Genomic DNA, 14,161 nt, shown 5'->3' on the forward strand with positions numbered 1-14,161 from the left:
AGTCCCGCCGTCCCCGAGGGCCGGGCCCAGTACTTACTGCGCACGCGTGGCCTCCAAGGCGTCGAGCAGATGTCGCGTAGCTGGGGACAGCGGTCCCGGCCGAACGGCGAGGCTGACGGCTGAGCGTGCACCGAGCAGCGGCCCGAAGGCGATACGCCGGGCCGCCGGAAGCTCACCCACGAGGTCGAAGACCGTCCAGGAAGGCGAGCCGCTCGTCGAGTCCGCGGCGATCGCCGCCAGAGTCTCCTGCAAGGTGGTGAAGTGCGGGCCGGCCGGTACGTCGATGCCCGCGCGCCGCATCAGCCCCGTCACCAGATCGTGAAACGCCGGGTTGTGGTCCCGTGGTGCCAGCCGCAGCGGCAGGCCCGCGAGATCGGCGGGCTCGAAGCGAGGCAAGGCTGCCAGCGGATGCGTGGCGGGCAGTGCGACGATCAGCGGATCGTCCCAGACCGGCGTCACAGAGAGCCCCGGCAGCGGAGCGTCGCCTCGGACGAGCGCGGCATCCAACTCGCCGCTCCGTAGCGCCTCGATGCGCCGCTCACGCACCTCCTGGAGCAGCCGGACCCGTAGCCCCGGGACGCGTTCCGCCAGAAGATCGAGCGCCGGATGCACGCGCTCCGCGAACGCTCGGGTGGTTCCGAGGCGCAACACGCCCTCTGCGCCGGAGACGATCTCGTCGGCCACGTGGCGCACGCGGGCAGCGGCGGCGAGCGCGGCCCTCGCCTCCGGCAGCAAGCGCTCCCCGGCCGCCGTGAGCCCCACGCGGCGGGTGGTCCGGTCGAAGAGGCGCAGGCCCAACTGCCGCTCCAGACGCGCGACCTGCTGACTCACCGAGGCCTGGACGACGTGCAGCCGTACGGCCGCCCGACCGAAGCCGCCCTCGTCCGCGACCGCCACGAAGTACTCCAGCTGCCGAAGCTCCACTGTGTCCGCGCTCCTCCCCACATCCGGCCCCCGCGAGCACATCCATCGGCTCAAGTGATCACTGCCTTCATGAACGGCTTCTTGGACGCGCCGTGTTCCCGCGATGGACTGGTGCCTCACGAGCAGGCACACCACCCGAAGGAGTACGACGTGTCCCACGATCCGCACGCCCTGATCGTCCACGCCCGAGACGCGGAGGAAGTTCCCCTGCCCGGAGGGGGCCGGTTCCGGTTGCTGGAAGACAGCCGGGGGACCGGCGGGCTACTGGGGGCCAACCGTCTGGCCCTGCCCGCCGGCGCGGACGGCACGCGCCCGCATCACCACCGTTTGTCCACCGAGCTCTTCCATGTGCTCGACGGCACCATGGAGTTCCTGATCGACGGCGAGCTCACGGCCGTGGGCAAGGGCGGTCTCGTCGTGGTGCCACCGGGCACGGTTCACGCCTTCGGAGCCTCGGCCGACGGCCCGGCGGAGTTCTTCGCCGTGCTCACCCCAGGGATCGAACGGTTCGGTTACTTCCGGCAGCTGGGTCGCATCGCACGAGGCGAGGCGGACTGGGACAGCATGGACGAGCTGCACGACAAGTACGACGTGCACTTCACCGGGGAAGCGAAGTGGCGCTGAACAGGGAGGCGGCCCGCAATAGATGACGTCTACGTGGGAGGCCGTGAACGCACAGGCGGCCCTACGGTGCCACCCCTGCCGGATCATCCAGGACCGCCCGCACGACCGAGTGCGCCGCCCCCAGCAACGGCCCGTCGGACCCAAGCCCGGACACGGTGACAGCGCAGGCCGTGCCCGCCGTACGGCGCCCCAACTCGCCCTCCAGGGAGGGCAGCAACCACGGAGCGAGCCGGGACAGCGCACCGCCGAGCACCACCGAACGCGGATCCAGCAGATTCACCGCACCGGTGAGCGCGATGCCCAGCGCAGCCCCCGCACCTCGCAGCGCCCTGCGTACGTTCTCGTCGCCCTGCGCGGCGCGCTCCGCGAGCAGGCCGACGCGGTCCGTGCCCGGATCAAGACCCGCCGCGCGCCACACCGCTTCCTCGCCCGCGTACTGCTCCAGGCAGCCGCGGCCGCCGCACGGACACGGTGGGCCGTCCGGCCAGACCGGCACATGTCCCAGCTCGCCCGCGAAGCCGCGCGTCCCGCGCAGCAGCCGTCCGTCGACGACCAACGCGGCTCCGATGCCGATCTCCGCCGACACGTGCAGGAAGTCCTGGGGCACCTCGTCGCCGAGCCACAACTCGGCCAGCGCCCCGAAGTTGGCCTCGTTGTCCACCGTCAGCGGCAGCCCGCTCGGTACCAGGGCGCCGAGGTCGACGTCGTGCCAGTCGAGGTTGGGGGCGCGTACAGCCACCCCTGTGCCGCGGGCGACCAGGCCAGGTACGGCGAGGGCCAGGCCCGCGGGGCGCAGCCCTGCCCGGCGGGCCTCCTCGCTGACCTGCCCCACCAGCGCGATGAGTTCCTCGATGACGGGTTTCGGGGGCCGCCCGCGGTTGTCTCCTTGTCGCACGGCACGCGCGCGTACCTCCCCGCGCAGGTCGACCGCGCACACGGCGAGGTGATCGACGCCGACTTCGGCGCCGATGCCGGCGGGTCCGCTTCCGCTCACCGCGAGCGCGGAGCCGGGGCGCCCCACCTTGCCGGGGCGCTCGGGGCCCAGCTCGTCCAGGAGCCCGGAGCGGATCAACTCGTCCACCAGGGTGGAGACGGCGGCCCGTGTCAGTCCGATCCGGGTGGCCACGGCGGCACGGGAGAGCGGCCCGTGCGCCGCGACGGCGTGCATGACGCGCGAGAGGTTGCGGCGGCGCATCCCCTGCTGGGTGTCGGGCAGCGGAACTCCGGACGTGCCCCGGCGCGCGTCGTGCGGTGGTGCGGTCATGCCCCCGTCAGTCCCTGTTCTTCCGTCCTCATGGCCGTGCGTCCTCGTGGCCCCCGGCGCCGAGCAGCGGCGCCGCGTCGGAGACTACCCCGGCGATCCGCGCGAGCGCCGATTCGTCCCGCTCCACGGGCGGCAGCACGGGCCCCTCGGCCGTGCCCCAGCGGCGCGCGACGGCCGCCGGGTCCTCACCCGTGAGGAGACCCGCTGCCTGGGCGGCGGCACCGAGCGCGACCAGTTCCTTGGCCTCGGGCACCTGAACGGCACGCCCGGACAGCCGCCGCACGGTGTCCTGCCAGGCCCTGCCCCGCGCCCCGCCGCCGATGAGCAGCAACGGAGCCGAGCGGTCCGCGTCCGCGTCCAGGACCAGATCGAGGGCGCCGAGCAGCGAGTGCACGGCCCCGTCGTAGGCCGCCTGCAGCAGCTGTCCAGGAGTCGTGTCGTGCCGCAGGCCGTGCAGCAGCCCCGAGGCGTGCGGCAGGTCGGGGGTGCGCTCGCCGTCGAGGTAGGGCAGCAGGGTGACGGCGCCGCCGGCCTCCACCGCGTCACGGTCGAGGCTCAGCAGCGCGGCCACCCGGTCCACGGCCAGGGTGCAGTTGAGGGTGCAGGCCAGCGGCAGCCAGTCGCCGCGCGCGTCGGCGAAGCCCGCCACGGTGCCCGTCGGGTCCGCCTGGCGTCGCGTGGAGACGGCGTACACGGTGCCCGACGTCCCCAGGCTCAGCACCGGGGTGCCGGGGCGCAGGCCGAGCCCCAGTGCCGCCGCCGCGTTGTCGCCGGTCCCGGGGGCGACCAGGGTGCCCTTGGAGAAGGGAAGTTCGCCGCTCCCGCGGACGGTGCCCGCGACCTCGCCGGGCCGCACCACGCGCGGCAGCAGCTCGGGATCCAGGCCCACGAGCCCCAGGATCTCCTCGTCGTACGCTTCCGTCGCCGAGGCCCACCATCCCGTACCGGAGACGTCGCCCCGGTCGGTCGTGCCGCTCCCCGTGAGGCGTTCGGTGAGGTAGTCGTGGGGGAGTCGCACGGCCGCGGTGGCGCGGGCGGCCTCGGGCTCGTGTTCGCTGAGCCAGGCCCACTTGGTCACCGTGAAGGAGGGCCCCGGCACGCTGCCGACGCGTTCGGCCCACGCCTTGGGGCCGCCCAGGCGGTCCACCAGAGAGCGGGCCTGCGCCGCCGAGCGCACGTCGTTCCACAGCAGCGCGGGTCGCACCGGCCTGGACTGCGCGTCCAGGGTGACGAGTCCGTGCTGCTGGCCGCCGACCGACACCGCGGCGGCTTCGCGCGCGGCGGTGCCGCACTGGTCGAGCGCCGCGCACAGGGCGTTCCACCACTCCTCGGGGTCGCTCTCGCGGGCGCTGCCGGAGCTGACGCTGTGCGGGGCCTGACCGCTTGCCACGACCCTGCCCGTGGCGGCGTCGACGACCAGGACCTTGGTGGACTGCGTGGAGCTGTCCACGCCGACGACGAGGGGCCCGTCGGCTGCTGGCGCTGATGACATCGGGGGTCTCCGTTCCCGCGGCTCTTTCCGGGCACGCCCGGACTTCTTTCCGTCCGACCTTCCCAGGGATGCCTTCGGATACTAATTTGTTAAGCGCCATGACGAAATAGTCGCGGCAGCCGCACATGAGCGGGCGCGCAGCCGTGCCCGGCTCGGCCTCACGCCGTGCACCAGTCATCAAGGGAGCCGCACATGACGTACCAGCCCACTCCTGAGGACAAGTTCACCTTCGGCCTGTGGACCGTCGGCTGGCAGGGGAGGGACCCGTTCGGCGACGCGACGAGGGCGGCCATCGACCCGGCCGACTCCGTGCGGCAACTGGCCGAACTGGGCGCCTACGGAGTGACCTTCCACGACGACGACCTGATCCCCTTCGGAGCGTCGGACACCGAGCGCGAGTCGCACATCAAGCGCTTCCGGCAGGCGCTCGACGCGACCGGCCTCGTGGTGCCGATGGCGACCACGAACCTGTTCACGCACCCTGTCTTCAAGGACGGGGGCTTCACCGCCAACGACCGCGACGTGCGCCGCTACGCGCTGCGCAAGACCATCCGCAACATCGACCTCGCGGTGGAGCTCGGCGCCCACACCTATGTCGCGTGGGGCGGCCGAGAGGGTGCCGAATCCGGTGCGGCCAAGGACGTGCGTGTCGCGCTCGATCGCATGAAGGAGGCCTTCGACCTGCTCGGCGACTATGTGACGGAGCAGGGGTACGACCTGCGCTTCGCGATCGAGCCCAAGCCGAACGAGCCGCGCGGTGACATCCTGCTGCCCACCGTCGGGCACGCCCTCGCCTTCATCGAGCGCCTGGAGCGTTCCGAACTGTTCGGCGTCAACCCCGAAGTGGGCCACGAGCAGATGGCCGGCCTCAACTTTCCGCACTCCATCGCCCAGGCCCTGTGGGCGGGCAAGCTCTTTCACATCGACCTCAACGGCCAGACCGGCATCAAGTACGACCAGGACCTGCGCTTCGGGGCGGGCGACCTGCGCAGCGCCTTCTGGTTGGTCGACCTCCTGGAGAGGGGCGGTTACGAAGGGCCGCGGCACTTCGACTTCAAGCCGCCGCGCACGGAGGACTACACCGGCGTGTGGGCATCCGCCGCCGGCTGCATGCGCAACTACCTGATCCTTCGCGAGCGTGCGGCCGCGTTCCGCGCCGACCCGGAGGTCCAGGAGGCCCTGCGGGCGTCCCGCCTGGACGAGCTGTCCCTGCCGACCGCAGAGGACGGTCTGTCCGGGCTGCTCGCCGACCGCGGTGCCTTCGAGGACTTCGACGTGACGGCGGCGGCAGACCGCGGCATGGCCTTCGAGCACCTCGACCAGCTGGCCATGGATCACCTGCTGGGCGCCCGGAGCTGACCGGAGGCTCCAGCTCCGTTCTCACTCGGAAGGGAGCAACGTGCGCGCAGGGGTCGCGCCTTGACCCTTTCGAGGCGACTCTTGACGGTATGGCCATGCCGCCCGTACCACCGCCGCCTCCTCCTCCGCCGGGCGACCCACCCCCTCCGGGCGATGGGGGCTTCGGACCGCCCGGGGGCGGGTACGGGCCGCCGCCGGGCGACGGCTTCGGACCGCCCCCGGACGGCGGAGGGTGGCCTCCCGCGGGCGGAGGCGGTATGCCCCCTGGAGGCGACGGGTGGCCGCCTGCTCCGCCGCCGGGCGGGCCGTCCGGCCGAAGGGGCGGGATGTTCATCCTGCTCGCGGTGATCGTCGCGATCGGAGCCGTCGTGGCCGTGGTCCTGGTGGCCACCAGCGGTGACGGCTCAAGCGACAAGAAGGGCCCTTCCGAGAGCAGCGAGAGCTCGGACGGCAAGCCCAAGCCCTCGCTGAGCATCCCGTCTCAGATCCCCTCCGAGCTGCCGACAGGGCTGCCGACAGAGGTGCCGACGGAGGCCCCCTCGAACCTGCCGAGCGGGCTGCCGTCGGAGTTGCCCAGCGACCTGCCGAGCGGCCTGGACTCGTTGGTGCCCTCACGCGCGGACAACGAAGTGCCCTACTACTTCTTGAAGGTGAAGGTCAGCAAGGCGAGCGTCACCGTACCGGCGTCCTGAACGCCGCGTCGCACACGGGACCGGCAGCTCAGATGCCCTTCGGCAGCCGCACGTACGTCACCGTGGTCTCCACGTCGCTGTCCACGAGCCGGCCCTCCGCGTCGAACGCCTCCGCCCCGTCCGTCATCCCGAAGTCGTTGTCATTGATCAGGGCCAGAGTGTGACCGTTCACGCGGGCCACGCCTTCGATCTTGTCGGGTACGCCGTCGATGCCGCCCAGGTCGACCAGCAGGCGCTTCCTCAGGACGGGCACTCCGGAGGCCGCCGGATCCTCGAGCTGCTCCAAGGAGGGCTGCGTGGCGTCGTCGTCCCACCGCTCGCCGAGGATGTCGGACCTGCGGTCGAGCTTCACCGTGTGCAGTCGCGCGGCCTTGTCGGTGCGCTCTTCGACCATGAGCCGGTCACGGCCGACGGCCACCACGGAGGAGATCTTCAGCTCGGAGGTGTCGTCCTCGCCCGGGTCGACGACACCCACCGCGTCGAAGCGGTAGGCGTACTCGGCGGTGACCGCCTGCTTCTTCGGCGAGAAGCGCAGCAGCCGCGTCGTCCGCGACGCGTCGCCCGCGTCCTCGTCGGGCAGGGACAGGGGGCTTTGGACCGCCATCACCAGGTCACCGCCCGGAAGTTGCGCGAGACCCTCGAAGCCGCGGTTGCCCTTGCGGTGCAGCAGGATGCCCGGAAGTGCCTCGGCGACCGGGTAGTCGGCGCCCGACAGCTCGAGGCCCTCGGGGACGTAGCGCTTGAGCACCTTGCCGCGCGCGGAGACGTGGACCAGCGAGGGGCCGTATTCGTCGACCAGCCAGAAGCTGCCGTCGTGCGCCCGCACGATGCCCTCGGTGTCGAGGCCGTTCGGGTCGTAGGTCAGTGCCGTCTTCGCGTCGTAGGTGTACGGCGCCTCATCGCGTCCCTTCTGGTTGGGCAGGCCGGTGACGGGCTTGCCGGAGGAAGTCGTCAGCGGGAGCGCGTCGATGACCTTCACGGTGTCACCGGAGACGCGGATCTTCACGATCGCCGGATCGAAACCGGGCACAGGGAAAGTGCGACGCTTCTTGCCGTCCACCTTGATCTGGCCGTTGGGGCCGCGATCGGTGACCGTCCAGAACTCGCCCTTGCGGCCCGCCGGATAGATGTCGCTGCCTATGCCGCCGAGCTTCACACCGCGGTCGTCGCTCACCGTGCCGGGCATCAGGGAGTTGCTGAATCCCCCCAGGGGGATCTCCCCGAGCGTCGCCGTCGAGGTGATCCGAGGCGACTTCTCCTTGCCGCCGGTCGGGGCGCCCGTGGCGGTTCCGGTCACCGCGATCGCGGCGAGCACGGCGATCGGCAGGCCCGCGGCGACGGAACGACGGACGCGACGCTTACGGGCGGCGTGCGGGGACATGGGTGCCTCCTGGGGCGCGGGTGTTCGGTGACTGCGATCAGACTTCGCCGTCGCCGCGAACACAGGGAGGCAGAGAGGTGAACGGGAGGGGGCACACTGACGGCGCCTCCCACGAGGGGCGGGAAGCGCCGTCGTCCTGTAAGGGCCGGTCAGCGGCAGTTGGGCACCTGGCCCTGGTCGCCCCCCTTCGCCTGGATCGCGCTGACGTGCTCCGGCACTCCGGGGCCCTGCGGAACGGGGGAGTCAAGTCGCGGTCAGCACCCCCTGAACCGATGTGATCCACACTCGCGGATGTCATGCCCGCGCTCAATCGCTGGCCAGGGGGAGTGCTCGCGCCGGTGTTCCCGGCGCGTATGCGAGCGACGTGAAAACGCCGGTGGCCGCCGCGCTCCGTGAGCAGGTGAAGCGGCGTGAACGCTCGGGTCCGGTGCGGGCCTGCGCAAGGGCCGTTCGGTGCGGGCCCGCGAACGGCCCGCACCGAACAAGGGCGGGCTATTCGCCGCCGGTCGCCACGGCCAGAGCCGTCGCGGGGTCGTGGGCCGCGGGGCCCGCCGGGGTCCAGCGGCCGCGCTCCTTGCGGTAGGGCCACCAGCGGCCGTCGGTGCCGTGCCGCAGCTGGGCATCGCTTCCGACCACGGTCCAGCGATTGCGGGCGGCGCGCAGTTGGGGGCGCTCCTCGTCATCCCATGCGGCCTCCAGCGCCGCACGCGCGCGTGCCAGCGTGTCCGCCGCGGGAGTCCACTCCTCCTCCAGAACGGCCAGCGCTGCCGCGCCGCCGTACTCCCACGCCCGTACGGCCAGCGCGAGGCCGTCCTTGCCGCGGCCCGCGGCGGTCGCGAGGCGCTCGGTCACCGGCGCGGGTGCCGAGAGGGCGAGGCGGACGGCGTCCTGGTCCGGCGTCAATTCCTCCGCGACCGGATGGCGTTCGTGCCCGGGGGAGAGCGCTTCCGCCAGCATCTGGTGCGCCTCCACGGCCGCCTGCGCCGCCAGGAATTCCAGCGCGTCCACATCGAGGCCGGGCGCGGGCTCCTCCTCGGTGTCGAGCGAGGGCGGCAGACCCGGCTCAGGCGGCAGCGGAGGCAGTTCGGGCAGCGGGGGCAGGATGGCCCCCTCCGCGTACGCCTCGTCGGCGTCCACGCCCTCCTGGGCCCCCTCCTGCTCCTCGCCGGGCGTCTCCTCGACCTCCGCGTGCGCCACGCTGCGTACCTGCAGCTCGTCCAGCAGCTCGCGCTCCGCACGGCCACGCATCAGGAACAGCACGAACGGATCCTGGTCGAGCAGCCGGGCCACCTGGTAGCAGAGCGCGGCGGTGTGCCCGCAGTGGTCCCATGCGTCGCAGTCGCACTCGGGCTCCAGGTCACCGATGCCGGGCAGGAGTTCGACGCCGGCTGCCGCCGCGTCCTCCACCAGGTGCGGCGGCATCTCACGGTCGAGCAGCGCCGCGATGTGCCCGGCCCGCTCGACGGCCATGCCCAGGAAGCGGTCCCACTCGTCCTCGCTGAGCCGCTGCAGGAGCACGTCGGAGCGGCGCGGGGTGCCGTCGCGGTCCTGGACGACGGCGGTGATCCGGCCCGGGCGCACCGAGACCGCGCCCACGGCTCCCGCGCGCGCGAACCTGCGTCCGGCCTTCAACTGCTGCAGGTCCAGGGCCGTGTCCTCGAGGGCCTTGAGCCAGGCCTGGCCCCACCAGCTCTGCGCGAACCCCCGGCCGTGTGTGGCCGGCAGGGCGGCGAAGGTGCGCTCGTGCGCGGACGGGCCCTGTCCGGGCCGACTGTCCCCGCGCGTCTCGTCGATCGGCTCGTCATACATGTCGTCGCTCATCGAGTCCCCCCTCGAAGCTCCACCAGGTCCGACAGCTCGGCGTCGGTGAGTTCCGTCAGCGCGGCCTCGCCGGAACCGAGCACCGAATCCGCCAACTCCCGCTTGCGCACCAGCATGTCGGCGATGCGGTCCTCGATCGTCCCCTCCGCGATCAGCCGGTGCACCTGCACCGGCTGCGTCTGCCCGATGCGGTACGCCCGGTCGGTGGCCTGCGCCTCGACGGCGGGATTCCACCAGCGGTCGTAGTGCACGACGTGCTCGGCCCGCGTCAGGTTCAGTCCGGTCCCCGCCGCCTTCAACGACAGCAGGAAGACCGGTACTTCACCGTCCTGGAAGCGCTCCACCATCGCCTCGCGCGCCGCGATGGGCGTGCCGCCGTGCAGGAACTGCGACGGAGTGCCGCGGGCCGCCAGGTGCTGCTCGATGAGGCGCGCCATCTGGACGTACTGCGTGAAGATGAGCACGCTCGCGTCCTCGGAGAGGATCGTGTCGAGCAGTTCGTCGAGGAGTTCCAGTTTTCCGGAACGGCCCTCGATCCGCGGCTTGTCCTCCTTGAGGTACTGCGCGGGGTGGTTGCAGATCTGCTTGAGGCCGGTGAGCAGCTTGACGATCAGGCCGCGTCGGGTGAAACCGTCGGCGCCGGCGATCTCGGCGAGGGTCTCGCGCACCACGGCTTCGTAGAGCCCCGTCTGCTCCGTGGTGAGGGACACGGCGCGGTCCGTCTCCGTCTTGGGCGGCAGTTCGGGTGCGATGCCCGGGTCGGACTTGCGCCTGCGCAGCAGGAAGGGGCGTACGAGCTGGCCGAGCCGCTCGGCGGCTGCGGGATCCTTGCCGCTCTCGACGGCCTGGGCGTAGCGGGTGCGGAAGGTGCCGAGCTTGCCGAGCAGGCCCGGTGTCGTCCAGTCGAGGATGGCCCACAGTTCGGAGAGGTTGTTCTCCACGGGGGTGCCGGTGAGTGCCACGCGCGCGCGTGCGCCGATGGTGCGCAGCTGCTTGGCGGTGGCCGAGTACGGGTTCTTGACGTGCTGGGCCTCGTCGGCGACGACCATGCCCCAGGGGGTGTGCGCCAGGCTGTCCGCGTCGAGTCGCATCGTGCCGTACGTGGTGAGCACGAACTCCCCGTCGGCGAGGTCCTCCAGGCTGCGCCGAGAGCCGTGGAAGCGGCGTACGGGGGTGCCGGGGGCGAACTTCTCGATCTCGCGCTGCCAGTTGCCCATGAGGGAGGTGGGGCACACGACAAGGGTGGGTCCCGCGGTCTCGTCGTGGGTCTGCCGGTGCAGGTGCAGGGAGATGAGCGTGATCGTCTTGCCCAGACCCATGTCGTCGGCGAGGCAGCCGCCCAGGCCCAGGGAGGTCATCCGGGCCAGCCAGTTCAGACCGCGTAGCTGGTAGTCGCGCAGGTTCGCGGCGAGCGTCTCGGGCTGGCCGACGGGCTCCATGCCCTCGGGGTCCGCGAGGCGTTCGCGCAGCGTGGCCAGCCAGCCCGTCGGCTGGACGTCCACGCGCTGCCCGGCCAGTTCGGTGGTGCCCGTCAGGACGGCGCTCAGGGCGTCGATCGGGGTGACCTTGTGGTCCTGGTGTGCGCGAGCGCGCCGGGCCTCCTCGGGGTCGATGAGGACCCACTGGTCGCGCAGGCGCACCACGGGGCGGTTGGCTTCGGCGAGCTGGTCGAGCTCCGCGCGGGACAACTGCTGGTCGCCCAGGGCGAATCGCCAGTTGAAGGCGAGCAACGCGTCGGCCGAGAGATACGACGGGGTGTCCGATGCCGCCTTCTCGGGGCCCTTGGTGTCCTCGTCGGGCGGGCCGATGACCGCACGGGCGGTCAGATTGCGCGCCAGTTCCCTGGGCCAGTGCACCTCGACACCCGCGGTGGCGAGCATGCGGGACCCCTCGCCCAGGAGCGAGGTGACTTCTTCGTCGGCGAGTTCGATCGCGTCGGGGACGGTGGCCGAGAGCAGCGGGGCCAGCGGCGGCCACGCGCGCGTGGCGCGCCGCAGCGCGAGCAGGGCGTCCATCCGTGATCGAGCGCCGAAAGCCTGCCCCGACGCGCCGGAGCCGGCCCATGCCTCGGCCGCGTCCGCGACGAGCGAAGGGTCGCTGACACTGTGCAGTTGCAGTACGGCGCGGAAGGGCAACCGGGTTTCGTCGGGGGTGTCGGACACCAGGCCGGGCACTTCGACGCGCAGCGAGATCCGGACGCCTGCGTCGTGCCCGGCGGCGACGTCGGCGGCCCAGGGCCGCTGCTCGGGGATGCGTTGGGGCTGTGGCGCGGCGAAGGGCGCGGCGCCAGCGGCCAGCGACGCGGCGGGGGTGCGCGGCAGCGTGTCGGCCACCGCGTCGAGGAACTGGCGCAGTAGCCGCTCGGGTTCGGGCAGCCGCAGGGGTGCGGAGCCGCCCTCCAGTGCAAGGGCGTGCGCGGCGGGGGGCATCGCCGCGGCGAGGTCGCGCAGGCGTCGCAGGTCGTCGGCGCCCAGTGGGCCCGAGCGCCATGCATCGTGATCGCTCGACGTCAGTCCGGGCAGCAGCAGTCCGCGCGCGGCGAGTTGCAGCGCGAGCAGGCCCGCCGTGCCCCAGAACGCGGCCGTCGGATGAACGCCCGCCGAGGCGCGCGCGCGTGTCAGGACGGGCAGCGCCGCGCGCATCGGAAGCACTGTCGCGGGTACGTCGCTGAGCTCAGCTCCTTCGTCGCCGGGAACCGCGATGGCCAGTTCCTCGACGGTGCCCGCGGAGCAGGCGGGGGGCGCATCCCCCTCGGGGTGCCAGAACGCGACCCGGCCGACGCGTGCCGGGTCGGCGGGGACGAACAGGACGGAGCAGCGGGACAGTTCAGAGATCTCGGAAGGTGACGCGGCAGAAGGCCTGGGCACGGCGATGGCGCATTCCTCAAACTTGACTACTGGGAGTGGAGCGGCCGAGAGTACAACACGTCGGACCTCAGGCGTGAGCGATCACGGGGTGATCCGCGTCACGAAGCGCCGGGGGGTGTAGCTAGCCCCCCTTCCGGGCGGTGCTGTCCCCCTCCCGAGACGGGTGAGAGCGCCATGGTTGTCGCAGGTCACGGGCTCATACGTTGTGTCACGTCAGCCCGATCCAGTCAGAGACCGGAGACCTCACCATGTCCCAGGCCGCCGCAGCCGTCGCGGAACGTTCCCCAGGCACCACCACGAGGCAGCCCGCCGGGAGCGATTTCGCGCCTCTCCTGCGCACCGTCAAGGAGCAGGGGCTCCTGGGCCGCCGCACCGGCTGGTACGCCCGCACCATCGCGATCAACGCTGTGGCCCTGGCCGCCGTGGCGACGGGAATGTTCCTCGTCGGCGGCTCCTGGTGGGTGCTGCTCCTGGCGCCCGTCCTCGCCGCACTGTGCGCCCGTACGGCGTTCATAGGCCACGACGCCGGGCACTCCCAGATCACCGGCGACCGCGGCGTGAGCCGCGCCATCGGCCTCATCCACGGCAACCTCCTCCTCGGCATGAGCTCGGCCTGGTGGAACGACAAGCACAACCGCCATCACGCCAACCCCAACCACATCGAGAAGGACCCCGACGTCGCCGCGGACGTCCTCGTCTGGACGAGCAAGCAAGCCAAGGTCCGGGTGGGATTCCGACGCTGGCTCACCCGCAACCAGGCCTGGCTGTTCTTCCCGCTGACGCTGCTCCAGGGCGTCGCCATGAAGATCTACGGCTTCCAGGACCTGCGCCGCCAGGCCCCTCGCGAACGGCTGCTCGAAGGCTTCCTCCTGGTGGCCCACCTCGTCGGGTACGTGACGCTGCTGCTCGTCACCATGCCGGTGGGGCACGCCCTGGCCTTCGCCGCCATCCACCAGGCGCTCTTCGGCCTGCACCTCGGCCTGGCCTTCGCGCCCAACCACAAGGGCATGGAGATGCCCGACCCCGACGGCGAGCGCTGGGGCCACCTCAGCCGCCAGGTCCTCACCTCACGCAACATCCGGGGCAGCGCGCTGACCGACTGGTTCCTGGGGGGACTCAACTACCAGATCGAGCACCACCTGTTCCCGAGCATGCCCCGCCCCAGCCTGCGGCGCGCCCAGCCCCTGGTCCGCGCCCACTGCGCCGAGCTGGGCATGCCCTACACGGAGGCCGGATTCATCGACTCCTACCGACAGGTACTGCGCCACATGTACGAGGTCGGCGAGCCGCTGCGGGTCGAGTAGGCCCGCGACCCGCGAGGCGGCTCAGGGTTACCTCAGGGTCGTCCTCAGGGGTCTATCAGGGGAGCAGTCCGGAACCGTGGACGGCCGGAACCCGTTTCTCAAGACAGAGAGCGGCAGCAGCCGCGAAGGAGGCGACACATGTCGAAGAACGCGAAGATCGCCGCAGGAGGCGTGGCGGCCGGACTCATCCTGTTGATCTGGCTGCCCTGGTGGGTTGCCTTCCTGATCGTGGTCGGAGTCCCGGCCGCGGCCTATCTGACCCTCGACCCCGGACAGCGGCGCAGGCTGCGCCGCGTCTCGCGCAAGGAACTCGGGCGCTGATCCGACACCCCCGCAGCGGGCAGCACACCGGTGAGACGTTGCCCGACGAGCAGCGGCTGACGGCTTCTCCGCTCGCGGCCCCGCCCTGCGCGGGGCCGCGAGCGGAAAACCC

General features: G+C 72.0%; 11 protein-coding genes. 5 read left to right on the forward strand and 6 right to left on the reverse strand.

Annotated elements, in window-relative coordinates; genetic code table 11:
• Positions 1-33 precede the first annotated feature (33 nt).
• Positions 34-924 carry a LysR substrate-binding domain-containing protein gene (locus AB0M70_RS09615; protein WP_365818170.1) on the reverse strand — a complete coding sequence of 297 codons (891 nt, stop codon included), beginning with the start codon at positions 922-924 and terminating at the stop codon, positions 34-36.
• A 150-nt stretch (positions 925-1,074) separates the two neighbouring features.
• Between AB0M70_RS09615 and AB0M70_RS09620 the strand changes: the two genes are divergently transcribed.
• On the forward strand, positions 1,075-1,548 hold the full coding sequence (locus AB0M70_RS09620) for a cupin domain-containing protein (RefSeq protein ID WP_365818172.1): 474 nt from the start codon (positions 1,075-1,077) through the stop codon (positions 1,546-1,548).
• Between the two features lie 61 nt (positions 1,549-1,609).
• Here AB0M70_RS09620 and AB0M70_RS09625 read toward each other — a convergent pair whose 3' ends face one another.
• The gene (locus tag AB0M70_RS09625; protein ID WP_365818174.1) at positions 1,610-2,812 is read right to left on the reverse strand and encodes an ROK family transcriptional regulator; all 1,203 of its coding nucleotides are present in this window, start codon (positions 2,810-2,812) and stop codon (positions 1,610-1,612) included.
• Between the two features lie 28 nt (positions 2,813-2,840).
• Positions 2,841-4,304: a xylulokinase gene (gene xylB, locus AB0M70_RS09630; RefSeq protein ID WP_365818176.1), complete on the reverse strand. Its 1,464-nt coding sequence runs from the start codon at positions 4,302-4,304 to the stop codon at positions 2,841-2,843.
• A 192-nt stretch (positions 4,305-4,496) separates the two neighbouring features.
• On the opposite strand from xylB, the gene xylA reads away from it, so the two are divergent.
• Together xylA and AB0M70_RS09640 are read left to right on the forward strand one after the other, a co-directional pair.
• Positions 4,497-5,663, forward strand: coding sequence for a xylose isomerase (gene xylA, locus AB0M70_RS09635; protein ID WP_365818178.1), 1,167 nt, complete (start codon positions 4,497-4,499; stop codon positions 5,661-5,663).
• Positions 5,664-5,989: 326 nt separating this feature from the next.
• On the forward strand, positions 5,990-6,355 hold the full coding sequence (locus tag AB0M70_RS09640) for a hypothetical protein (protein ID WP_365818180.1): 366 nt from the start codon (positions 5,990-5,992) through the stop codon (positions 6,353-6,355).
• A 28-nt stretch (positions 6,356-6,383) separates the two neighbouring features.
• Here AB0M70_RS09640 and AB0M70_RS09645 read toward each other — a convergent pair whose 3' ends face one another.
• The 3 genes from AB0M70_RS09645 to AB0M70_RS09655 form a co-directional block, all read right to left on the reverse strand.
• The gene (locus AB0M70_RS09645; protein ID WP_365818182.1) at positions 6,384-7,736 is read right to left on the reverse strand and encodes an esterase-like activity of phytase family protein; all 1,353 of its coding nucleotides are present in this window, start codon (positions 7,734-7,736) and stop codon (positions 6,384-6,386) included.
• Between the two features lie 492 nt (positions 7,737-8,228).
• Positions 8,229-9,557 carry an SWF or SNF family helicase gene (locus AB0M70_RS09650; RefSeq protein WP_365818184.1) on the reverse strand — a complete coding sequence of 443 codons (1,329 nt, stop codon included), beginning with the start codon at positions 9,555-9,557 and terminating at the stop codon, positions 8,229-8,231.
• Complete coding sequence (locus AB0M70_RS09655; protein WP_365818186.1) at positions 9,554-12,424, reverse strand: DEAD/DEAH box helicase; 2,871 nt, start codon at positions 12,422-12,424, stop codon at positions 9,554-9,556. Before AB0M70_RS09655 ends, AB0M70_RS09650 begins: the two co-directional genes overlap by 4 nt.
• A gap of 248 nt (positions 12,425-12,672) precedes the next feature.
• Here AB0M70_RS09655 and AB0M70_RS09660 point away from each other — a divergent pair, with 248 nt between their 5' ends.
• A complete protein-coding gene (locus tag AB0M70_RS09660) occupies positions 12,673-13,728 on the forward strand; it encodes an acyl-CoA desaturase (protein WP_365818188.1) in 1,056 nt (351 codons plus the stop codon).
• 138 nt (positions 13,729-13,866) lie between these two features.
• On the forward strand, positions 13,867-14,049 hold the full coding sequence (locus AB0M70_RS09665; RefSeq protein ID WP_365818190.1) for a hypothetical protein: 183 nt from the start codon (positions 13,867-13,869) through the stop codon (positions 14,047-14,049).
• The last annotated feature ends 112 nt before the right edge of the window (positions 14,050-14,161 follow it).

The organism is Streptomyces sp. NPDC051214, assembly GCF_040682375.1.
Lineage (GTDB): Bacteria > Actinomycetota > Actinomycetes > Streptomycetales > Streptomycetaceae > Streptomyces.

Coding starts and splice junctions, on each gene's coding strand:
- AB0M70_RS09625 (WP_365818174.1), bottom strand. CDS start 2,812: ATGACCGCACCACCGCACGACGCGCGCCGGGGCACGTCCGGAGTTCCG.
- xylB (WP_365818176.1), bottom strand. CDS start 4,304: ATGTCATCAGCGCCAGCAGCCGACGGGCCCCTCGTCGTCGGCGTGGAC.
- xylA (WP_365818178.1), top strand. CDS start 4,497: ATGACGTACCAGCCCACTCCTGAGGACAAGTTCACCTTCGGCCTGTGG.
- AB0M70_RS09640 (WP_365818180.1), top strand. CDS start 5,990: ATGTTCATCCTGCTCGCGGTGATCGTCGCGATCGGAGCCGTCGTGGCC.
- AB0M70_RS09645 (WP_365818182.1), bottom strand. CDS start 7,736: ATGTCCCCGCACGCCGCCCGTAAGCGTCGCGTCCGTCGTTCCGTCGCC.
- AB0M70_RS09650 (WP_365818184.1), bottom strand. CDS start 9,557: ATGAGCGACGACATGTATGACGAGCCGATCGACGAGACGCGCGGGGAC.
- AB0M70_RS09660 (WP_365818188.1), top strand. CDS start 12,673: ATGTCCCAGGCCGCCGCAGCCGTCGCGGAACGTTCCCCAGGCACCACC.
- AB0M70_RS09665 (WP_365818190.1), top strand. CDS start 13,867: ATGTCGAAGAACGCGAAGATCGCCGCAGGAGGCGTGGCGGCCGGACTC.